The following is a 20,212-nucleotide window of genomic DNA, read 5'->3' as shown; positions in this document are numbered from 1 at the left end:
CGGCCTGCGCAACCTCGACCTGATCATGGGCTGCGAACGCCGCGTGGTGTACGACCTGGTCAATGTCATCAACGGCGAAGCCAACCTGAGCCAGGCCCTGATCAAGGACAAGCACTGCGATAACCTGTTCATCCTGCCGGCCTCGCAAACCCGCGACAAGGACGCGCTGAGTGAGGAAGGCGTGGAGAAGGTCCTGAAGGAGCTCTTCCACATGGGCTTCGAATACGTGGTGTGCGACTCCCCCGCCGGCATCGAGCGCGGCGCCGTGATGGCCCTCACCTTTGCCGACGAGGCCATCGTGGTGTCCAACCCCGAAGTCTCCTCGGTGCGTGACTCCGACCGCATCCTCGGCATCCTGCAGAGCAAGAGCCGCCGTGCCGTCGAAGGCCGTGAGCCGGTCAAGGAGCACCTGCTGATCACCCGCTACTCGCCCAAGCGCGTGGAAGAAGGCGAAATGCTGTCGTACAAGGACGTGCAGGAACTGCTGCGGGTGCCGCTGATCGGCGTGATCCCCGAGTCCGACGACGTCCTGCAGGCCTCCAACCAGGGTACGCCGGCGATCCACCTGAAAGACAGCGACGTCGCCACTGCGTACCAGGACGTGGTGGCCCGCTTCCTGGATGAAGACCGCCCGCTGCGCTTCGTCAGCTATGAAAAGCCCGGCATCCTGAAGCGACTCTTCGGAGGCAAGTAAGATGTCCCTCCTTTCCTACTTTTTCGGCTCGAAGCCCAAGACCGCATCGGTGGCCAAGGAGCGCCTGTCGTTGATCATCGCCCACGAGCGGACGACCAACCGGGCCCCGGACTTCCTGCCTGCCCTGCAGAAGGAACTGATCGAAGTCATCTCCAAGTACGTGAACGTCGGACTCGACGACATCAAGGTCCAGCTCGAGAAGCAGGACAACTGCGAGATCCTGGAAGTTAACATCACGCTGCCCGAGCAGCCGCCGAAATAAGCTGAACTGCCCGGATGGTGAAATTGGTAAACACAGCGGACTTAAAATCCGCCGCCTCACGGCCTACGGGTTCGATTCCCGTTCCGGGCACCAACCTTGTCGACGCTCGCCGGTCCGCGCCGTGATCGTCCTCGACCTCAGCTGCGAACAAGGTCATCGTTTCGAAGCCTGGTTCGCCTCCAGCGATGCCTTCGAGCAACAGCAGGCCAGCGGCCTGGTGACATGCCCCCACTGCGGCACCCACCAGGTCAAGCGCCTGCCGTCGGCACCCTACGTCCAGACCTCGTCCCACACCCGGCCCGCTGAGCCTGATCCCCAGGCCATCGCGTCCAAGTTGATCGAAGCCCTGCGGAGCGCAGCCAAACACTCCGAGGACGTCGGTGAGCGCTTCGTCGAGGAAGCCCGCCGGATCCACTACGGCGAGGCCGAGGAACGCGCCATCCGCGGCCAGGCCAAGCCCAGCGACATGATCGAGCTGCTCGAGGAAGGCATCCCCATCCTGCCCGTCCCGCCGGACAAGGACGATCTGCACTAGCCGTTGGCTCGCCCCTCCCGGAGTAGTGGCTTCTGTGGGGGCGAATTCATTCGCCCTTCATTGGTTTAATGGGGTCCGCGGGCGAATGAATTCGCCCCCACAGGAGGTGCTCTGCCCCCCAGCGCCGATCTACGCCGGCTGCGGCACCCGCGGCGGCATCAGAAAGTCCCGCGGCTGGCGGCGCAGGCGCTGCCACAGGCGCCGTCTCAGCTCCTTCAGATCGGCTTTCGGCAGGTTGTAGGCGCGCACAGCCGTCAGCAGCGACAGGGCGAAACTCACCCCCAGGTTCAGTACGAACATCACCGCCACCCCGGCGATCGCCAGGGACAGCAGGCCGGTGCTCAGCTCCACATCCAGCGCCGAGGTGGCGAGGCTGAGGATGCCGGAGTTCAGCGTCACATGGCGTACATCCAGCGGCAGGCCGAAGAAGCGCCCCAGTACCGGGGTCATCCCGAGCATCAGGCCCAGCGCGATGTTGGTAGCCCAGCCGGACATGTTGCGCGACACAATGCCGGCCAGGCGGATCATGCGCAGGCGGCCGAAACGGTGGCCGAGGCGGTGCTCGGCGATCGCCTGCGGCAGGCGGTGATAGACCGCCCAGTTATCCACCCAGCCGCCGGCCAGCGCCGCCAGGTAAAGGATGCAGCCGGTCAGCGCCGCGTAGAACACCGTGCCGCTGTCCACCGGGCTCAGCGCGTGGAACACGTAGCTGGCTTCAGCCCGGTTCAGGTAGGAATGGCCGGTAGCCCACTGCCAGGCCGCGTCGAAAGCGTAGGCACCGCAGGCCACCACGACCACGTTGGCGATGGTCGCAGCCAGTTGCGATCGGCAGATGCAGGCCGCGTAATCGACGATGCGCTCAAGACGTGCCTCACCCTTGCTGTCACGGATGATCGCCGCGAAGGTCGCCGCCGTCATGGCCGGCTGCTTGGTCGCCAGCATCAGGCCGAGCGCCTGCAGCAGCAGGAAACTGAGCGCATAGTTGAGGCCGGATCCCAGCCCCTCCAGGAACAAGGCGAGGCCGGCACCGGCAATCGCCATCTTCATCGCCGCAGTCCCCACGGTGAGCAAGCCGCCCCCTGCCGCGGCCACCCAGATGTGGCGGTAGTCCTTTGGCGTCTCGGCGATGTAGTGCTCGCCGGTCTCGCCGGCCCTGTCCACAATGCGCCGCTGAAGGCGGCGCAGGTTACTGCGCACCACGTGCCCCAGGCTGGCGCTCTGGTGAGCCGCGAAGGCCAGTTGCTGCAGCAGGGCCAGCGCCGGCGCCGGGCTTTCGCGCCCGGTCTGCATCACCGCAACGATGGCTTCCAGGCGCGCCAGGCAGCGCTCGAGCACATCGAGGCCATACACGATGTCCACGCTGATGCCTTCCGCTTCGAGCCGCTTGGAGATCACGTGCATTTCATCCCGGCAGGCTGCCACGCCGGCCTCCCATGCCTCCAGCAGCGGCGAGGACAGGCGCCCCTGCTCCCATGCGCACAGCAGGTTCTCGCCACAGTCACCCAAGCGCCGGAACGGCGAATGGGCCACCGGCCCCGGCTGGCTGCGGGTGCGTAGCTTCTGGGACAGGCCCTGCCCCTGGACCCGCGCCAGCAGCAAGCGGAAGCCGTCAGCCATGGCCCGCTCCAGCGCCGCCGTCATCGCCGGCTCCCCGGCTGGAAACAGGAGCTCCACCAGGCGCTGGAAGGACGATGGCTGCAGCCCGCGGACCAGCGTCAGATCCCGCGTCCGCGTGTAGCTGCGGCTCATCAGGTGGCCCAGGTCGTGGTCGTCCCGCGGCGACGGAATCAGCCGCGTGGTCAGCCGATCACCGAATTCGGACAGGAAACCCCGGTCACTGGGGATGCCCACTTCGCCGAACAGGTTGGCCCCGTCTGTCTCGTCAAGGATCTGGCGAATGGCGCGACGAAGCCCTGCAGCAAGCTCGGGATGGGCTGCCAGCACATCCATCAGCACCGCGAAACGCTGGGTCGCGGAACCGTGGACATCGGCGGAATCGATATAGACGTCGTTCCACAAGGAGCCGCCGGCCAGCCAGGCGTTGAGCGCCCGCCAGGCATCCATGCGGTCGGGCAGGTCCTCGGCGATCAGCAATGCCCGCAGGTGAATGGCCAGTTTGCGCAGGTCGCGCTGGTTCTGGCGGTGATCCGGGAGCACCGCCAGAACATAGGCCAGCAGCGCGTCGATGGAGTGGGTCTGGGTATTTTGCATATCGTGGACAGACCCGGCCCACGATCATTGGTTCGGCAGGACGGCCCTCAAGCCGCCCTGCCTGGCGGGATCAGGCGGCGGCCAAGGCCTCGCCGTAGAGGGCCGAGATCGGCGCCTCGATGATCTCGATGCCGAGGCGCGCGCAGAAGCGGCGCTCCTTGGCGGTAGGCTCCTCGATCATCGCCCAGGCGGCCGGACCGGTCGCACAGTCGTAGATGATGTCGCTCATCACCATCCGCTCGGTGTCGCGATTGAGACGCAGACCGAGGAACAGGTAACGCTTGCCCACCCGGCGGGCCTTCAGGAAGGGCGGAATGGAGAAGCCTCCCATCAGCTCGGTGATGTAATCCACGTAATCGGCATCGGAGGCGATGAAGTCCGGCTGCGGCCACGGCGTACCCATCGGCTTGAAGAGCACCGGCAGCGAGCTGTCCACGCCTTCGTTGCTGACCTCGGCGTACTTCTCGCCGTCATGCTGGTACAGCCGGTAGCGGAAGGCCGTGCCGGCCATGCGGGCGATGCCCACCACCAGGATGTGCGGCGTCTTCGACCACAGGCGCTGCAGCTGGGTATCCCGGTTGATGTCGATCACGTAGTCGGGATTGAAGCCGGTCAGCCAGCCGTGGAAGGCCGAATCGGTCCATTCGTCCGAGCCGTAGGTGGCGATCAGGAACTTGTTCACCGCCGCGCGGCCCCGCTTGAGCTCGACGTTCATCGCCGCCCGCGGGAATTCGTACATCAGCCGCGGCGCCATCGGCTGGCCGTTGTTCATGGCCAGGATGAGGCTGTTGCTGTCGGCCGGGATCGGCTTGCCGGAAACCTTGTGGGTGACGTGCGAGAGCGCGCCGGCGCCCAGGTAGGGAACGATGTCGCCGGAAGCGAGGCCCGCATGCAGGCTGGCCAGGAGATCGGCGGGAATGATCTGACTCATGGATGACTCCGTGGGGATGGAGAAGAAGGAGGGCAAACGCTGGAATTGCAACTGCCGCCGCGCCAGCTGCATTCGGCAGCCGGCGGGCGGAAAAACCGGTGCAGACGGAAATCAGGCATGCATCGCCATCGCTGCAGGCGCAAAGGCCGCCAGCGGCAGCCCGTCCTCGGGGCCGAAGCAGGTCGGGCGGTCATTGCACACCGTGCAGCTCGGCGCCCGACAGGCATGCACCTCGGCCCGGTCGCACAACTGCTTGTAGAAGAATTTCTTCCACTTCATGTCGCCGCTGTTGAGGCCGTGGAGGACCGGGAAGTGGCTCTGCAGCACCTCGCCGAGCATGTGGCGGGACGGCAGGCCCATGTCCTGCCACAGGTGGTTGGCGGACATGCAGGCGGTGGACACCGCACAGGCCAGCCACAGGCTGCGGGTATCGTCCTCGGCACGATGGTCCCACAGCAGGGCCAGCAGGTCGGAGAACTCGTCGAGGGAGTTGGACGGGCGCGGCGCCGACTTCTGCTGCGCGCGCAGGGCCAAATGAGCATCCCACTCCAGGTAGGGGAATTCGCTCTCCAGCAGCCAGGCGAATTCCTCCACGCCCAGGCCGGCGATTGGCGCCGAATACTCGGCCGGACGCAGCGCAGCGCCGGCAATCACACCAGCCAGCGCGATGGTGGTCACGTCGGACGGATCACCGGCTGCTGCGAGGAGTTGCAGGTTCAGGTTGGCAGGGCTCGCCATGATGGCCTCCGAAAAGATTGACCTTGAATGCCAGTCTTTACGCAAAGCCCGTGCCACACCCCGGACAGTTCCTCCAGCCCCGCCAATGCCGCGCCCCGCGCGGCCTGCAGACCGTTTGTCAGCAGCAGGACAAGGCGCCTTCACGCAGGCTTCCCGCCAGTTGTCGCATTCACGACAAGCCGTAAAGGGCGACCCGTGTGGGGATTGCCCCGTGGGGGCGCAACACAGGAGAAGACTAGAAGGTGGTGACCTGCACCGCGTAAAGGCCGCCGATCACCGCGAACTCGTCCTCGCCCTTCAACATGCCGGGCAACAGGTGGTTGTAGAAGAAGATTTTGGTCAGCGGGACTTCGGCCTGCAGGATGTAGTCGCCGAACTCGCTGGCCCGCTCGCGGGACGTGGAGAAGGAATTGAGATTGTTGAGCAGGTAGATGCTGTCGGCGCGCCCCTGCCCGGCGATCCGCTCGTGGGCGTCGAGCTTGTTCACGCCACGGTACAGCGTCAGGTGCGTGCGGTCCGGGTCCGGCCGGTGCAGCTCATACTGCGTATAGGTATATAGAAGGTCGAGCTGCGCCTCGAGGGCGTTGGTGCCATACAGCCCAGCCGATCGTGCCTCCAGGTAACGCCAGTAGGCATCGCTACCGGAGTCGGCCAGCGAACCCCGGTGATAGCGCGGCGTCAGGCCGAAGCGCGACTCCACCCAGCCTTTCAGCACGGCAGCCTCCCGGCCATCCGCATCGAAGGCCCAGCCGCGCACCACGCGCTGGTAGTTGCTGTTGGTGCGCACAGCCCGGTTGCGACATGGCGCCAGACGCCCGAAGTCCGGATTGAAACCGACGTCCTCCAGTGCCTCTAGGCGAAAGCTCACCACCATGTAGTCGACAAAACGCTCGGCCCGTCGCGCCGCATCAGGCAGCGCATCGAGCATCTCGAACAGCGCGCGGTGCAGTTCCCAAACGCCGTCTATGACCAACGGCGCAGGGTTCTGCTGATAGGTCAGGCCACCAATGATCGCCGCCGGCAGGTTGCAGCGATTGATCGGCAGGCGCGCCCCCCGCGGCAGGGCCGGTACCTCCTCCGCCCCTTTCACTCCGACGACATCACCCAAGCTGTGAAACTCCCTACAAAGCGTAGGGTCTTGTCGCATCCCACACGCGACAAAGCCGCCCTACAAAAACAATTTAAACAAATAAATTCAACAGCTTAAACAAAAAATCCGGACATGGCACAACGCTTGCGATTAGGTAATCACACGAGGCATAGGGTCTCGTCGGATTGATAAACCCAAGGAGAATCGAAATGGCACTGCGTCAATGCGCCATCTACGGCAAGGGCGGTATCGGTAAGTCTACTACCACCCAGAACCTGGTAGCGGCTCTGGCCGAAATGGGCAAGAAGGTCATGATCGTCGGCTGCGACCCGAAGGCTGACTCCACCCGCCTGATCCTGCACTCCAAGGCCCAGACCTCCGTCATGGCCCTGGCTGCTGAAGCCGGCTCCGTCGAAGACCTCGAACTCGAAGACGTCCTGTCCGTTGGTTACGGCGGCGTCAAGTGCGTCGAATCCGGTGGCCCGGAACCCGGCGTCGGCTGCGCTGGCCGTGGTGTTATCACCGCCATCAACTTCCTTGAAGAAGAAGGCGCTTACGACGAAGACCTGGACTTCGTTTTCTACGACGTGCTCGGCGACGTGGTGTGTGGCGGCTTCGCCATGCCCATCCGCGAGAACAAGGCCCAGGAAATCTACATCGTCTGCTCCGGCGAAATGATGGCCATGTACGCCGCCAACAACATCGCCAAGGGCATCGTGAAGTACGCCAACTCCGGTGGCGTGCGTCTGGCCGGCCTGATCTGCAACAGCCGCAACACCGACCGCGAAGACGAACTGATCATCGCCCTGGCCGAGCGCCTGGGCACCCAGATGATCCACTTCGTGCCGCGTGACAACGCTGTGCAGCACGCCGAAATCCGCCGTATGACCGTCATCGAATACGACCCGAACGCCAAGCAAGCCAACGAGTACCGCGCGCTGGCCAAGAAGGTCGTCGAGAACAAGAAGCTGGTTATCCCGACCCCGATCGAAATGGAAGAGCTCGAATCCCTGCTGATGGAATTCGGGATCATGGAGCAGGAAGACGAGTCCATCGTCGGCAAGACTGCCTCCGAACTGGCCGCCTGATCAGCGCGCTACGCCGTACCTCGGTGCCGGCAGCGCCCGGCCGGCACCTTCTTCGCCAACCTGATTTCGTCGCCGCAGATTAGCGGGACGCAAAAGGAGCAACACCATGGCTGCGCTTACGCGTGAAGAGACCGAAGCCCTCATCCAGGAGGTGCTGGAGGTTTACCCCGAAAAGGCTAAGAAGGATCGTGCAAAGCACCTCGCGGTGAACGATCACGAAGCCAATGCCAAGAAGTGCATCACTTCCAACCGCAAGTCCCTGCCCGGCGTGATGACCATCCGCGGCTGTGCCTACGCCGGTTCCAAGGGCGTGGTGTGGGGCCCGATCAAGGACATGATCCACATCTCCCACGGCCCCGTCGGCTGCGGTCAGTACTCCCGTGCCGGTCGTCGTAACTACTACGTCGGCGTGACCGGGGTGAATGCCTTCGGCGAAATGAACTTCACCTCCGACTTCCAGGAACGCGACATCGTCTTCGGTGGCGACAAGAAGCTGGCCAAGCTGATCGACGAAATCGAAGAGCTGTTCCCGCTGAACAAAGGCATCTCGGTGCAGTCCGAGTGCCCGATCGGCCTGATCGGCGACGACATCGAAGCCGTCTCCAAGAAAGCGACCGCCAAGTTCGGCAAGACCGTCGTGCCGGTGCGCTGCGAAGGCTTCCGCGGTGTTTCCCAGTCCCTCGGCCACCACATCGCCAACGACGCGATCCGTGACTGGGTGATCGGCAACCGTGACGCCAAGGAATTCGCCTCCACCCCGTACGACGTGGCCATCATTGGCGACTACAACATCGGTGGTGACGCCTGGTCGTCCCGTATCCTCCTCGAGGAAATGGGCCTGCGCGTGGTCGCCCAGTGGTCCGGCGACGGCACCCTGGCCGAAATGGAGAACACTCCGAAGGTCAAGCTGAACCTCCTCCACTGCTACCGCTCGATGAACTACATCAGCCGTCACATGGAAGAGAAGTACGGGATTCCCTGGGTCGAGTACAACTTCTTCGGCCCGACCAAGGTCGAGGAATCCCTGCGCAAGATCGCCACCTACTTCGATGACACCATCAAAGAAGGCGCCGAGCGCGTGATCGCCAAGTACAAGGCCATGATGGACGCCGTCATCGCCAAGTACCGTCCGCGCCTCGAAGGCAAGAAGGTCATGCTGTACGTGGGCGGCCTGCGTCCCCGTCACGTGATCGGCGCGTACGAAGACCTGGGCATGGAAGTGGTCGGCACCGGCTACGAATTCGCCCACAACGACGACTACGAGCGCACCGTCAAGGAAATGGGCAACGCGACCTTGCTCTACGACGACGTGACCGGCTTCGAGTTCGAAGAGTTCGTCAAGAAGGTCAAGCCCGACCTCGTCGGCTCCGGCATCAAGGAAAAGTTCATCTTCCAGAAGATGGGCATCCCCTTCCGTCAGATGCACTCCTGGGATTACTCGGGCCCCTACCACGGTTACGACGGTTTCGCGATCTTCGCCCGTGACATGGACATGACCCTGAACAACCCCTGCTGGAAGACGCAGACCCCGCCGTGGAAGAAGAACGACGACGCAGCCCCGCTGGCTGCCGCCGCCTGATCCCCTAGCGAGTCTGTTGCATCGGCCCTGCCCTCGCGGCGGGGCGACGCAAGCCCCATGCGGGTGACGACCCCTGTCGCCACCCACCTTTCCGACCTGTTGCCTGGGTCCGCAGATTGGCGGCCGGGCTGGGAGACGAGAAATGCAAGAAGTCGACGACATCAAGCCGTGCTATCCCCTGTTCCGCAACGACGAGTACAAGGACGTCCTGAAGCGGAAGAAGGAAGACTACGAAGAAGGCCACGAAACCTCCAAGGTTGACGAAGCCTTCAAGTGGTCCACCACCGCCGAGTACCAGGAACTCAACTTCAAGCGCGAAGCCCTGACGGTCAACCCCGCCAAGGCCTGCCAACCCCTCGGCGCCGTGCTGTGCGCGCTGGGCTTCGAGAAGACGATGCCCTACGTCCATGGTTCGCAAGGCTGCGTGGCCTACTTCCGCACCTACTTCAACCGTCATTTCCGCGAGCCGGTCTCCTGCGTGTCCGACTCCATGACGGAAGATGCAGCCGTGTTCGGTGGCCAGAAGAACATGTTCGACGGTCTCGCCAACGCCAAGGCGATCTACAAGCCGACCATGATCGCCGTGTCCACCACCTGCATGGCCGAGGTGATCGGTGACGACCTCAACGCGTTCATCAACAACGCAAAGAAGGAAGGCCACCTGGAGCAGGAATACCCGGTCCCCTTCGCACACACCCCGTCCTTCGTCGGCAGCCACACCACCGGCTGGGACAACATGTTCGAAGGCATCGCGCGCTACTTCACCCTCAACGCCATGGACGACAAGGTTGTCGGCTCCAGCCAGAAGGTGAACTTCGTGCCGGGCTTCGAGACCTACCTCGGCAACTATCGCGTCATCAAGCGCATGATGGGCGAAATGGGTGTCGACGCGACCCTGCTGTCCGACCCCACCGAAGTGCTCGATACCCCGTCCGACGGCAAGTTCCGCATGTATGAAGGCGGCACGACCATCGACGAGGTCAAGACCGCGCCGAACGCCATCACCACGGTTCTGCTCCAGCCGATGCAACTGGAAAAGACCAAGAAGTTCGTCGAGAACACCTGGAAGCACGACGTTCCCAAGCTCAACATCCCGATGGGCCTGGACTGGACCGACGAGTTCCTGATGAAGATCTCGGAAGTCACCGGCAAGCCGATCCCCGCCAGCCTCGAGCTGGAGCGCGGCCGCCTGGTGGACATGATGGGCGACTCCCACACCTGGCTGCACGGCAAGAAGTTCGCGCTGTATGGCGATCCGGACTTCACCCTGGGCCTGACCAAGTTCCTGATGGAATGCGGTGCTGAGCCGACCCACATCCTGTCCAACAACGGCTCGAAGAAGTGGGCCAAGGCCATCGACAAGCTGCTCGCCAGCTCGCCGTACGGCATCCACGGCAAGGCCTACCCCGGCTGCGACCTGTGGCACATGCGCAGCCTGGTCTTCACCGACAAGCCTGACTTCCTGATCGGCAACTCCTACGCCAAGTACATCCAGCGCGACACCCTGCACAAGGGCAAGGAGTTCGAAGTTCCGGTGATCCGTCTCGGCTTCCCGATCTTCGACCGTCACCACCTGCATCGCATGACCACCCTCGGCTACGAAGGTGCCATGTACATGCTCACCACCCTGGTGAATGCGGTGATGGAACGTCTCGACGAAGAAACCCGCGGCATGGGTACCACCGACTACAACCACGACCTGGTTCGTTAATCGGCAGCCCCGCAAGCCCCCGTCCCCGGACGGGGGCTTCGGCACGAACAGAAGGAGTCACCCGATATGGCGAACATCATGATCCGGCGCGGCGACAACGGTGCGTTGTCGTTCTACCTGCCCAAGAAAGACCTGGAAGACGACATCGTCTCCCTCGAATTCGACACCCCCGAGCGCTGGGGCGGCGAGCTCGTCCTGAAGGACGGCAGCCGCTGGTACTTCGACCCCCTCGAAACCCAGCCGCGCCTGCCGATCACGGTCAAGGCCAAGCGAATGGGCGGCGAGGACGACTGATCTCGCCCGACCGGAACCTCCCAGCACGGACTACGCAGCCATGGCCATGGAGATCAGACAAGCCCTGTGTGTCTTCTGCGCCGACTGCGAAACCGTCTGCCCGACCCATTCGATCCAGGCGTCGGGCGGCACGGTCCTGATCAACCAGGACAGCTGCACCGAGTGCGAGGGCCATTTCGACGAGCCCCAGTGCGTCTCGGTGTGTCCGACTGACGGCTGTATCGTGCCCACGCCCTGAGCAGGACCGGCACGACCTCCAGCCCAAGGAGCGCAAGCATGAGTGAAACCGCCCCCCTCACCCGCGAGATCGCCCTGCGACTCGCCCTGGCAGTCCGCGAAATCCCCGAACTCGACCTGCGCGGCTTCATTGGCGTGGTCTCCGAACGGCTCGGCCTACCCCTCACCGCCGACAAGCTCGGCGGCGTCACCGTCGCCGACCTGAACCTGTGGCTGGCCGGCGAAAACGGCAAGACCACCATCGACAAGGAAGCCATCAAGCGCGCCGTACGCCTCCTGTGGGGCGAAGGCGTCGATGACGGCCTGCCCAAGCCGCAACCCTACGCCGACGGCGATCTGCCCAACAGCCTGCGCGTGGCGATGGCCTCCAACAATGGCGAGCTGACCGACGGCCACTTCGGCTCCTGCCAGCGCTTTCTGATCTATCAGGTCAGCACCACCGACAGCCGGCTGGTGGCCGTCCGCAGCACCGCCGAAGCCGACGCGGAGGAAGACAAGAATGTCGCCCGTTCCGCGCTGATCTCCGACTGCCAGCTGGTCTACGTCCAGTCGATTGGCGGCCCCGCCGCGGCCAAGGTCGTGCGCGCCGGCGTGCATCCGGTCAAATGGCCGGCCGGCGGCCCGGTGGCCAATGCCCTCGCCAAGCTGCAGACCGCCATGCTCGCCCCGCCGCCGTGGCTGGCCCGCGTAATGGGTGTCGAGCCGGCGTCCCTGGCCCGCTTTGCCGAGGACACCGAGGTGGAGGAGGCCGAATCATGAACGCTCCCAACGCCCTGCCCCCGCGCCCGCAGATCACTCCCGGGCTGGCCCGCGAGCTGGCCAGCCGGATCAAGGCCCACAACGGCTCCGCGGAAATGCTCGCCGTCCTGCGCGTCGAGCACCCCGGCCTGCGCCTGCTGATCTGCAACGAGGACGACATCCCGGCCCGCATGCCGACCTGGCTCGAGCACGACGGCGTCGCCATGTACCTGCTGGATGCCACCGAGCACTGCGTGTCCCTCACCACCAACGAGGATCGCGCCTGCGGCATCGTATTCACCCTGCTGTCCGGCGACGATGACTGACAGGGGCGCCCACGGCCTGCGCGTGGTGGCGGCCGACTGTGCCGGCTGCCACCACGCCGACCTCCTCGCCGCCGGCCAATGCGCGCCGGGCGACCGCTGCGTGGTGGCGATGAGCGGCCGCCAGATCGACCGCTTCTTCCGCGCCAACCCGGCCGAAGCGGAGGCCTACCTGGGCGACGATTTCTGGGAGCGCCGCGCCATCGCGGCCCGCTACGCACCGCTGGAGACGATCGATCACCTGATGCACGACGCCGACGAAGTCGTGCGCCGCGTCGTCGCCGGCCGCATCCCCGACGAGCGCCTGCCCGAGCTGATCCACGATCCGGACCGGGACGTGCGCGCCATCGCCGTGCAGCGCCTGCCCGCCGAACAGCTCGAATGGGCACTCAAGGACATCGACTACCTGGTGCGCATGTTCGCCGTCCGCAAGGTCTCCCACGGTCTGCTGCGGCCGTTGATCCACGACCCTGAGAGGGAAGTCCGCAAGGCCGTCGCCAGCCGTCTGCCGCCCTTCGCGCTGAGTTGCTACGCCGACGACAGCGAGGCGGAGGTCCGCCGCATCGCCGCCGGGCGCATGCTGCCGCCGGACGCGGCGAAGATGCTGGCCGATCCCGACTGGTCAGTACGCCTTGCCGCCGTCGCCCATGCGCCCGTCGATGCCCTCGTCACGCTGCTCGACACCGAGCCCGACGAAGAAGTCCTGCAGGCCATTCGCGCACGCCTCGCGCGCGACGAACAGCAAGTCGGCTGAAGCCCCCGACAACAGCATCCGTGGGGGCGAATGAATTCGCCCCCACTGGAAATGGCGGATGCACCGCTATTCGCCGCCGCCGCGGCGCCTCCCTGGGCTACCATCGCCCGATGCTGCCCATCCTCTTCCAGGACGAACACCTCGTCGCCATCCACAAGCCCGCCGGGCTGCTGGTCCACCGTAGCGAACTGGACCGCCACGAAACGCGCTTCGCCGTGCAGTTGCTGCGCGACCAGCTCGGCCGCCACGTCTATCCTGCCCACCGCCTCGACCGCGGCACCTCCGGCGTACTGCTGTTCGCGCTGGACAGGGACACCGCCCGCGCCCTAGGCGCCCAATTCGAAGGCCAGGCGGTCCTCAAAACCTACCTGGCCGTCGTGCGCGGCCATCCGCCCGAAGCCGGACACATCGACCACCCGCTGTCACGCCGCCGCGACGACAAGGAATGGGTCGGCGAGAAGAGCTCGGACGAAGCCCAGCCGGCCGTCACCGACTTCCGTCGGCTGGCCGTCTGCGAACTGCCCCACCAGGTGGACCGCTACCCGACCAGCCGCTACGCGCTGCTGGAGCTCACGCCCCACACCGGCCGCCGCCACCAGATCCGCCGCCATCTGAAGCACATCGCCCACCCCATCATCGGCGACTCAACCTTCGGCAAAGGCCGCCACAACCGGCTGTTCCAGCAACTCTTCGACTGCCACCGCATGCTGCTGGCGTGCGCCCGCCTGCAGCTCACGCACCCGCACACGGGCCTGCCCCTCGACCTGGTCGCGCCCCCCGACGGCGAATTCGCCGCACTGCTGGACGCGCTCCACTGGTCCGAGGCCGTGCCTGCAGCGCTGGCCGGCCGTGCGCCTTCGGGGAGCCCCCTGCCTTAAGCTGTTCGTACCCCGCTACGGCGGGCAAGATTGGCAGGGCCCGGAAATACCCCGCGACATCACGGTGCTTTATCCCGTAACAGAGGCCGGATAAGATTGTCGGTCTTTTGTGCGACGCACCCGATGAACCTGTCCGAACGCTTCGACCTGTCCCGCCTGTCCTGGCCGCGCGCCGCGCGTTTCGTCACCCCGCTCGCATGGGGTGTCGCGCTGGCCCTGTCCGCCTGGGTGGCGGCCGACCTGTTCTGGCGTTTCAGCGCACCGCGCGCCCCGGCCCTGCCCGTCGCCACCGTGGCCGACCCACAGGCCGCCGCCCAGGCCATCGCCAGCCGGCACCTGATGGGTCAGTCCACCGGCGGCCCCGTGGCCATCGCTGCTCCGGTCGGCCGCTACACCTTGCAAGCGGTGGTCACCGGCAGCAACGGCCGTCCCGGCTGGGCGGTGATCGCCATCGACGGCGGCGCCCAGCAGGGCTTCGTCGAAGGCCAGGAGATCCAGCCCGGGGTCACGCTGGCCAGCGTCGGCCGCGACAGCATCGAGCTATCCACCGGCGGCGCCCGCCAGACCATCAAGCTCATCGAACGCGGCGGCGCGCCCACGGGTAACGACGCCCAGGCCACACCGCCAGGAACCGTCGTGCCACCGCCGGCTGTCTTCCAGATCCCGACACCGGCCAACGGTACCGACGCGCAGGGCTCCGCAGCCCCCACGCAAACCCCATTCCCCGCCGGCTTCCCGGCGCAACCTGTCAGCAACCAATGAAATCAGCCCGCCGTCGCCCCGGGATCACCCGGCGCGTTCTCGCCGCCTGCCTCGCCTCCACCGTCGCCACGACCCTTGCCCTGCCGGCACCGCTGGCCTTCGCGGCCGACAACGGCACTGCCGCCAGCGGCGAACCGGTGTCCCTCAACTTCGTGAATGCCGACATCGGCGCGGTGATCCAGGCCATCTCGAAAATCTCGGGGCGCAATTTCATCGTCGACCCGCGGGTCAAGGGCACCCTCAACATCGTCACCGCACGACCGGTGGCCCGCAACCTGACCTACTCGATCCTGCTGTCCGCGCTGCGCCTGCAGGGCTATGCGGCGGTCGAAGGCCAGGGTGTCACCAAGATCGTGCCGGAGGCCGATGCCAAGCTGCACGCGGTGCCGGTCGGCAAGGGGAACGGGGCCGGCGGCGGCGACCGCCTGACCACCCAGGTCTTCAACCTGAAGAACGAATCAGCCTCCCAGCTGGTGCCGGTGATCCGTCCGCTGGTATCACCGAACAACACCGTCACCGCCTATCCCGGCAACAATTCGCTGGTAGTCACCGACTACGCCGAGAACATTGGCCGCATCGCCCAGATCATCGAATCCATCGACGTGCCCCAGGGCGACATGCGCGTGATGCCGCTCAAGCACGCCTCGGCCCTCGACCTGGCGCAGACCGTCACCCGCCTGCTCAACGACGGTGCCAGCGGCATTGCGGCCACCGCGCCGGGCACCGGCGGCGACGCCAGCCAGCGCGTCACGGTGATCGGCGACCCGCGCACCAACAGCCTGCTGATCCGCTCCGACAACCCGTCCAAGATCAACGCCGTGCGCCAGCTGGTGGCCAACCTGGATCAGCCTGGCGCCGCCGGCAACATCCACGTGGTTTACCTGCGGAACGCCGAGGCCGTGAAGGTCGCCCAAACCCTGCGCGCGGTGGTGTCCGGCGAAGCCGGCTCCACCACAGGAACGGGCACCAGCAGCCAGAGCAGCAGCTTCGCCCCGACCGCGAACACCACCGGCACGACCGGCAGCGCCACCACGACCGGCTCGAGCACCAGCACGATGGGCACGACGCCGTCCTTCAGCAACAGCAGCACGAACAACAGCGGCACCGGTAACGGCTTCATCCAGGCCGACCCGATGACCAACTCGCTGATCATCACCGCGCCGGACGCCATCTACAACAACATCCGCAAGGTCGTCGACCAGCTCGACAAGCGCCGCGCCCAGGTTTACGTAGAAGCGCTGATCACCGAGGTCAGCACCGAGAAAGCCGCCGAGATCGGCATCCAGTGGCAGGCCGGCAAGATCGGCTCCACCAGCGTGTATGGCGGCACCAGCTTCAGCTCCAGCGGCAACAACATCCTCAACCTTGCCGCCGGGCTAGCCTCCAGCTCGTCCACCACGCTGCCAGGCAACGGCCTCAACCTGGTCCTCGGCGGCGGCACGGTCACCGTCGGCGGCAAGGAGATCGCCAACCTCAACATGCTGGCACGCTTCCTGGAGTCCGACACCAAGGCCAACATCCTGTCCACGCCCAACCTGGTGACCCTCGACAACGAGGAAGCCAAGATTGTCGTCGGCCGTAATGTCCCCTTCGTCACCGGCTCCTACGCCACCACCGGCGGCACCACCACCAACCCGTTCACCACCGTCGAGCGCAAGGACGTCGGCCTCACGCTGAAGGTCAAGCCGCAGATCTCCGAAGGCGGCACCGTGCGCCTGCAGATCTACCAGGAAGCCTCGGCGATCATCGACACCACTGCCACCGCCACCAATGGCCCGTCCACCACCAAGCGCTCCATCGAATCCACCGTGCTGGTGGACGACGGCGCTGTGATCGCCCTCGGCGGCCTGGTGGAAGACACCTACAACGGCGGCGTCGAGAAGGTGCCTGTGCTCGGCGACCTGCCTTACGTGGGCGGCCTGTTCCGCTACAACACCCGCAGCCGCGGCAAGACCAACCTGATCGTCTTCCTGCGCCCGGTGATCCTGCGCGATGCGGCCAGCATCCAGAACCTGTCGTCAGACCGCTACAACTACGTCATCGGCCAGCAGCGCGCCATCGACCGTACCGAAGCGCTGATGCGCAACGAGCCGAGCGCCCCCGAGCTGCCGCCGCCGGGCAGCCCGGCACCGACCGTGCCCTTCTACCGCATCCCCGAACCGGCCGCCGCCACCGCACCGGTCCAGACCACGCCTGCGAACCCATGAGCGCCCCGTCGCTGCCCTATGCCTTCGCCAAGGCCCACGGCATCCTCGTCGCTGCCCATAGTGGCGAGCACGCCGACCTGATCCTGCGCGAAGGCGCCGACCTGGCCGCCCTCACCGAGGTGCGTCGCAGCCTCGGCGTACCGCTGCGCATCGAGACCCTGCCCCGCGCCGGCTTCGAGGCCCGCCTCGCCGAGGCCTATTCCGGCGCCGACGGCAACGCCGCCGAGGTGGTCGCCGATGTCGGCCAGGAAGTGGACCTGACCCAGCTGATGACCGAGCTGCCGGCCGTCGAAGACCTGCTGGAAACCCAGGACGACGCGCCGATCATCCGCATGATCAATGCCCTGCTGACGCAGGCCGTGCGCCAGGCCGCCAGCGACATCCACATCGAACCCTACGAGCGCCACTCGGTGGTGCGCTTCCGCCGCGACGGCGTGCTGGTGGACGTGGCCCAGCCCCACCGCGCGCTGCACGCCGCGATGGCCTCGCGGATCAAGATCATGGCCAGCCTCGACATCGCCGAGAAGCGCCTGCCCCAGGACGGCCGCATCGCGCTGCGCCTGGCCGGCCGCCAGGTGGACGTGCGGGTATCCACGCTGCCGACCACCCACGGCGAACGCATCGTGCTGCGCCTGCTCGACAAGGGCAACGGCCAGCGCAGCCTCGACAGCCTCGGCATGGCCGCCGATACCGTCGCCCCCTTCGCCAAGCTGCTCGCCGAACCCCACGGCATCCTGCTCGTCACCGGCCCCACCGGCTCCGGCAAAAGCACTACGCTGTACGCGGCGCTGCAGAGCATGGACGCCCACAGCCTCAACATCGTCACCGTCGAGGATCCGGTCGAATACGACCTGCCCGGCGTCGGCCAGATCCAGGTCAACAGCCGCATCGACCTCAGCTTCGCGCGGGCCCTGCGGGCAATCCTCCGCCAGGACCCGGACGTGATCATGATCGGCGAGATCCGCGACCTGGAGACGGCCCAGATCGCCGTGCAGGCCAGCCTCACCGGCCACCTGGTGCTCGCGACCCTGCACACCAACGACGCCGCCTCGGCGGTCACACGCCTGGTGGACATGGGCGTCGAACCCTTCCTGCTGGCGTCCACGCTGCGCGGCGTACTGGCCCAGCGCCTGGTTCGCAAGCTGTGCCCGGCCTGCCGCACACCGGCACCGACCGCTGCAGCCGACCGCGATCTGCTCGGCGCCCATGCGCCAGCCCAGTTGTGGCACGCCCCCGGCTGCACGGAATGCTCGCGCACCGGCTACTCCGGCCGTAGCGGCATCTACGAATTGATCGTCGTCGACGACGCATTCCAGCGCCTCATCCACACCGGCGCCGACGAGGCCGCGCTGCGTGCCCACGCCCTCGCCCACGGCACCCGCAGCCTGCGCGACGACGGCCTGCGCCTGCTCGCCGACGGCCAGACCTCGGCCGAAGAACTGCTCCGCGTGACCCGCGAATGACCGCATTCCGCTACCGCGCCCTCGACGCCGCCGGCAAGGAATCCGCCGGCGTCCTCGAAGCCGACACCGGCAAGGCCGCCCGCGGCCTGCTGCGCGAGCGCGGCCTGTTTCCGCTGGAAGTCGCCTCGGTGGCCCAGGGGAGCGGCGGCGCCAAGGTCGCCCGACGCAAGCTGAAGGACGCCGACCTCACCCTGCTGACCCGCCAGTGGGCCACGCTGCTGGCCTCCGGCCTGACCGTCGAACAAGCGCTGGCGGCCCTCATCGAGCAGGCCGAAACCGAGACCACGCGCCAGCTGCTGGCCGGCGTGCGATCCGAGATCCTCGCCGGCTACAGCCTGCGCGCCGCGCTGGACCGCTTTCCGCAGGCTTTCTCGACGCTCTACCGCGCCTCGGTAGCGGCCGGCGAGAAATCCGGCGAACTGGCCAAGGTGATGACCGAACTTGCCGACTACCTGGACCGCAGCAACGCACTGCGCACCAAGACCCTGCAGGCCCTGCTCTACCCGGCCATCGTCGCCAGCGTGGCGCTGATGGTCATCATCGGCCTGATGACCTATGTGGTCCCCCAGGTGGTGTCCGTCTTCCAGCAAAGTAAGCAGGCGCTGCCGCTGCTCACCCGCAGCCTGATCGTCGTCAGCGCCCTGCTGCGCGAATGGGGCTGGCTGATGGTCCTGGCCATCATCGGTGCCATCCTCGCCGGCCGCGGCGCCCTGCGCGACACCACCGTCAAGCGCCGCTGGGACGCCTGGCTGCTGCGCCTGCCCGTGCTCGGCCGGCACTTGCGCACGCTGGATGCGACCCGCTTCGCCAGCACCCTGTCCATCCTCGCCGGCAGCGGCGTGCCGCTGCTCGCCGCGCTGGACGCCGGCCGCCAGGTGATCAGCCGCCTGCCGCTGGCCGACGCGGTGGGCGTCGCCGCCGAGCGCGTCCGCGAGGGCCAGCCCTTGTCCCGCGCGCTGGGCGCCAGCCGGCAGTTCCCGCCGCTTTTGATCCACATGCTGGCCAATGGCGAAGCCACCGGCCGCATCGACGAGCTCCTCGACCGCGCCGCCCGCCTGCAACAAGCCGAACTCGAGAACCGCACCGCCACGCTCACCGCCCTGCTCGAACCGATCCTGCTGCTGATGATGGGCGGCTTCGTGCTGCTCATCGTGATGGCGGTGATGCAGCCGATCATCGAAATCAACACCCTGATGAAATAAGGACGTACCGATGCTCAATCGCCTCCGCCGCAGCCGCGGCTTCACCCTCATCGAAGTGATGGTCGTCATCGTCATCCTCGGCGTGCTCGCCGCGCTGGTGGTGCCGAAGGTCATGAGCCGCCCCGACGAAGCCCGCGTGGTCGCCGCCAAGCAGGACATCTCGGCGATCATGCAGGCCCTCAAGCTCTACAAGCTCGACAACCGTCGCTATCCCAGCGCCGAGCAAGGCCTGCAGGCCCTCGTCGCCAAGCCGAGCGCAGCGCCGGTGCCGGACAACTGGAAGGCCTATCTCGACAAGCTGCCGATGGACCCGTGGGGCAAGCCTTACCAGTACGTGATCCCCGGCCTGAAGGGTGAAGTGGACGTGATGAGCTTCGGTGCCGACGGCGTCTCCGGCGGCGAGGGCTTCGACGCGGACATCGGCTCCTGGAATCTGTGACGACAGCTTCCGCCCCCCTGGCCCCCCCCCGGGGGGGGGGGGGGGGGGGGGGGGGGGGGGGGGGGGGGGGGGGGGG

The 20,212-nt window shown here is 66.3% G+C and carries 21 protein-coding genes and 1 tRNA gene; 18 read left to right on the top strand and 4 right to left on the bottom strand.

The window, feature by feature from the left end; all coding sequences use genetic code 11:
• From minD to ACE3RX_RS22000, 4 genes are all read left to right on the top strand, one after another.
• On the top strand, nucleotides 1–694 hold a 694-nt coding region (gene minD, locus ACE3RX_RS22015), incomplete at its 5' end, for a septum site-determining protein MinD (protein ID WP_374487114.1).
• Nucleotide 695: 1 nt separating this feature from the next.
• Entirely contained in the window at nucleotides 696–956 is a 261-nt protein-coding gene (minE, locus tag ACE3RX_RS22010) for a cell division topological specificity factor MinE (protein ID WP_374487113.1), read from the top strand.
• 8 nt (nucleotides 957–964) lie between these two features.
• A tRNA-Leu gene (locus ACE3RX_RS22005) sits at nucleotides 965–1,049 on the top strand.
• 28 nt (nucleotides 1,050–1,077) lie between these two features.
• A complete protein-coding gene (locus tag ACE3RX_RS22000) occupies nucleotides 1,078–1,491 on the top strand; it encodes a DUF1178 family protein (RefSeq protein ID WP_374487112.1) in 414 nt (137 codons plus the stop codon).
• 129 nt (nucleotides 1,492–1,620) lie between these two features.
• On the opposite strand, the gene ACE3RX_RS21995 is transcribed toward ACE3RX_RS22000, so the two are convergent.
• The 4 genes from ACE3RX_RS21995 to ACE3RX_RS21980 all read right to left on the bottom strand — a co-directional run bounded on the left by ACE3RX_RS21995 (nucleotide 1,621) and on the right by ACE3RX_RS21980 (nucleotide 6,479).
• Nucleotides 1,621–3,702, bottom strand: a complete 2,082-nt coding sequence (locus tag ACE3RX_RS21995; protein ID WP_374487111.1) for a hypothetical protein — start codon at nucleotides 3,700–3,702, stop codon at nucleotides 1,621–1,623.
• Nucleotides 3,703–3,772: 70 nt separating this feature from the next.
• Complete coding sequence (locus ACE3RX_RS21990; RefSeq protein WP_374487110.1) at nucleotides 3,773–4,633, bottom strand: SIR2 family protein; 861 nt, start codon at nucleotides 4,631–4,633, stop codon at nucleotides 3,773–3,775.
• A 111-nt stretch (nucleotides 4,634–4,744) separates the two neighbouring features.
• Nucleotides 4,745–5,371, bottom strand: coding sequence for a nitrogen fixation protein NifQ (locus ACE3RX_RS21985; protein WP_374487109.1), 627 nt, complete (start codon nucleotides 5,369–5,371; stop codon nucleotides 4,745–4,747).
• A 235-nt stretch (nucleotides 5,372–5,606) separates the two neighbouring features.
• Nucleotides 5,607–6,479, bottom strand: a complete 873-nt coding sequence (locus ACE3RX_RS21980) for an NAD(+)--dinitrogen-reductase ADP-D-ribosyltransferase (RefSeq protein ID WP_374487108.1) — start codon at nucleotides 6,477–6,479, stop codon at nucleotides 5,607–5,609.
• 191 nt (nucleotides 6,480–6,670) lie between these two features.
• On the opposite strand from ACE3RX_RS21980, the gene nifH reads away from it, so the two are divergent.
• From nifH to gspG, 14 genes are all read left to right on the top strand, one after another.
• Entirely contained in the window at nucleotides 6,671–7,549 is an 879-nt protein-coding gene (gene nifH / locus ACE3RX_RS21975) for a nitrogenase iron protein (protein ID WP_374487107.1), read from the top strand.
• A 106-nt stretch (nucleotides 7,550–7,655) separates the two neighbouring features.
• Nucleotides 7,656–9,128, top strand: coding sequence for a nitrogenase molybdenum-iron protein alpha chain (gene nifD, locus ACE3RX_RS21970; RefSeq protein WP_374487106.1), 1,473 nt, complete (start codon nucleotides 7,656–7,658; stop codon nucleotides 9,126–9,128).
• Between the two features lie 142 nt (nucleotides 9,129–9,270).
• Nucleotides 9,271–10,839 (top strand): nitrogenase molybdenum-iron protein subunit beta, encoded by a 1,569-nt coding sequence (gene nifK / locus ACE3RX_RS21965; RefSeq protein WP_374487105.1) that lies wholly within the window; start codon nucleotides 9,271–9,273, stop codon nucleotides 10,837–10,839.
• Nucleotides 10,840–10,905: 66 nt separating this feature from the next.
• Complete coding sequence (nifT, locus tag ACE3RX_RS21960; RefSeq protein ID WP_079432930.1) at nucleotides 10,906–11,133, top strand: putative nitrogen fixation protein NifT; 228 nt, start codon at nucleotides 10,906–10,908, stop codon at nucleotides 11,131–11,133.
• 46 nt (nucleotides 11,134–11,179) lie between these two features.
• Nucleotides 11,180–11,371 carry a 4Fe-4S dicluster domain-containing protein gene (locus ACE3RX_RS21955; protein WP_305847111.1) on the top strand — a complete coding sequence of 64 codons (192 nt, stop codon included), beginning with the start codon at nucleotides 11,180–11,182 and terminating at the stop codon, nucleotides 11,369–11,371.
• 38 nt (nucleotides 11,372–11,409) lie between these two features.
• Nucleotides 11,410–12,129: a dinitrogenase iron-molybdenum cofactor biosynthesis protein gene (locus ACE3RX_RS21950; RefSeq protein WP_374487104.1), complete on the top strand. Its 720-nt coding sequence runs from the start codon at nucleotides 11,410–11,412 to the stop codon at nucleotides 12,127–12,129.
• Nucleotides 12,126–12,434 (top strand): hypothetical protein, encoded by a 309-nt coding sequence (locus ACE3RX_RS21945; RefSeq protein ID WP_374487103.1) that lies wholly within the window; start codon nucleotides 12,126–12,128, stop codon nucleotides 12,432–12,434. Before ACE3RX_RS21950 ends, ACE3RX_RS21945 begins: the two co-directional genes overlap by 4 nt.
• Nucleotides 12,427–13,185, top strand: a complete 759-nt coding sequence (locus tag ACE3RX_RS21940; protein ID WP_374487102.1) for a 4Fe4S-binding leucine-rich repeat protein — start codon at nucleotides 12,427–12,429, stop codon at nucleotides 13,183–13,185. Before ACE3RX_RS21945 ends, ACE3RX_RS21940 begins: the two co-directional genes overlap by 8 nt.
• Before the next feature lie 110 nt (nucleotides 13,186–13,295).
• On the top strand, nucleotides 13,296–14,063 hold the full coding sequence (locus ACE3RX_RS21935) for a tRNA pseudouridine(65) synthase TruC (RefSeq protein WP_374487101.1): 768 nt from the start codon (nucleotides 13,296–13,298) through the stop codon (nucleotides 14,061–14,063).
• 123 nt (nucleotides 14,064–14,186) lie between these two features.
• A complete protein-coding gene (locus ACE3RX_RS21930; RefSeq protein WP_374487100.1) occupies nucleotides 14,187–14,825 on the top strand; it encodes a type II secretion system protein N in 639 nt (212 codons plus the stop codon).
• Complete coding sequence (gspD, locus tag ACE3RX_RS21925; RefSeq protein WP_374487099.1) at nucleotides 14,822–17,032, top strand: type II secretion system secretin GspD; 2,211 nt, start codon at nucleotides 14,822–14,824, stop codon at nucleotides 17,030–17,032. The genes ACE3RX_RS21930 and gspD overlap by 4 nt, the downstream gene beginning before the upstream one ends.
• Nucleotides 17,029–18,495 (top strand): type II secretion system ATPase GspE, encoded by a 1,467-nt coding sequence (gene gspE, locus ACE3RX_RS21920; RefSeq protein WP_374487098.1) that lies wholly within the window; start codon nucleotides 17,029–17,031, stop codon nucleotides 18,493–18,495. The genes gspD and gspE overlap by 4 nt, the downstream gene beginning before the upstream one ends.
• A complete protein-coding gene (gene gspF / locus ACE3RX_RS21915) occupies nucleotides 18,492–19,697 on the top strand; it encodes a type II secretion system inner membrane protein GspF (protein WP_374487097.1) in 1,206 nt (401 codons plus the stop codon). Before gspE ends, gspF begins: the two co-directional genes overlap by 4 nt.
• A 10-nt stretch (nucleotides 19,698–19,707) precedes the next feature.
• On the top strand, nucleotides 19,708–20,136 hold the full coding sequence (gspG, locus tag ACE3RX_RS21910; protein WP_374487096.1) for a type II secretion system major pseudopilin GspG: 429 nt from the start codon (nucleotides 19,708–19,710) through the stop codon (nucleotides 20,134–20,136).
• Nucleotides 20,137–20,212: the final 76 nt, after the last annotated feature.

The sequence above is a fragment of the Zoogloea sp. genome (assembly GCF_041914405.1).
GTDB lineage: Bacteria > Pseudomonadota > Gammaproteobacteria > Burkholderiales > Rhodocyclaceae > Zoogloea.
The sequence above is the reverse complement of the archived record's forward strand: the minus strand, read 5'-3'. Positions and strand labels throughout refer to the sequence as shown.

What these genes read in the sequence shown, in the direction of transcription:
- gspF (WP_374487097.1), top strand. Translation starts at nt 18,492, where the DNA reads ATGACCGCATTCCGCTACCGCGCCCTCGACGCCGCCGGCAAGGAATCC.
- ACE3RX_RS21985 (WP_374487109.1), bottom strand. Translation starts at nt 5,371, where the DNA reads ATGGCGAGCCCTGCCAACCTGAACCTGCAACTCCTCGCAGCAGCCGGT.
- nifT (WP_079432930.1), top strand. Translation starts at nt 10,906, where the DNA reads ATGGCGAACATCATGATCCGGCGCGGCGACAACGGTGCGTTGTCGTTC.
- ACE3RX_RS21955 (WP_305847111.1), top strand. Translation starts at nt 11,180, where the DNA reads ATGGAGATCAGACAAGCCCTGTGTGTCTTCTGCGCCGACTGCGAAACC.
- nifK (WP_374487105.1), top strand. Translation starts at nt 9,271, where the DNA reads ATGCAAGAAGTCGACGACATCAAGCCGTGCTATCCCCTGTTCCGCAAC.
- ACE3RX_RS21950 (WP_374487104.1), top strand. Translation starts at nt 11,410, where the DNA reads ATGAGTGAAACCGCCCCCCTCACCCGCGAGATCGCCCTGCGACTCGCC.
- ACE3RX_RS21930 (WP_374487100.1), top strand. Translation starts at nt 14,187, where the DNA reads ATGAACCTGTCCGAACGCTTCGACCTGTCCCGCCTGTCCTGGCCGCGC.
- nifH (WP_374487107.1), top strand. Translation starts at nt 6,671, where the DNA reads ATGGCACTGCGTCAATGCGCCATCTACGGCAAGGGCGGTATCGGTAAG.
- gspD (WP_374487099.1), top strand. Translation starts at nt 14,822, where the DNA reads ATGAAATCAGCCCGCCGTCGCCCCGGGATCACCCGGCGCGTTCTCGCC.
- ACE3RX_RS21940 (WP_374487102.1), top strand. Translation starts at nt 12,427, where the DNA reads ATGACTGACAGGGGCGCCCACGGCCTGCGCGTGGTGGCGGCCGACTGT.
- ACE3RX_RS21995 (WP_374487111.1), bottom strand. Translation starts at nt 3,702, where the DNA reads ATGCAAAATACCCAGACCCACTCCATCGACGCGCTGCTGGCCTATGTT.
- gspE (WP_374487098.1), top strand. Translation starts at nt 17,029, where the DNA reads ATGAGCGCCCCGTCGCTGCCCTATGCCTTCGCCAAGGCCCACGGCATC.
- minE (WP_374487113.1), top strand. Translation starts at nt 696, where the DNA reads ATGTCCCTCCTTTCCTACTTTTTCGGCTCGAAGCCCAAGACCGCATCG.
- nifD (WP_374487106.1), top strand. Translation starts at nt 7,656, where the DNA reads ATGGCTGCGCTTACGCGTGAAGAGACCGAAGCCCTCATCCAGGAGGTG.
- gspG (WP_374487096.1), top strand. Translation starts at nt 19,708, where the DNA reads ATGCTCAATCGCCTCCGCCGCAGCCGCGGCTTCACCCTCATCGAAGTG.
- ACE3RX_RS21990 (WP_374487110.1), bottom strand. Translation starts at nt 4,633, where the DNA reads ATGAGTCAGATCATTCCCGCCGATCTCCTGGCCAGCCTGCATGCGGGC.
- ACE3RX_RS21935 (WP_374487101.1), top strand. Translation starts at nt 13,296, where the DNA reads ATGCTGCCCATCCTCTTCCAGGACGAACACCTCGTCGCCATCCACAAG.
- ACE3RX_RS21945 (WP_374487103.1), top strand. Translation starts at nt 12,126, where the DNA reads ATGAACGCTCCCAACGCCCTGCCCCCGCGCCCGCAGATCACTCCCGGG.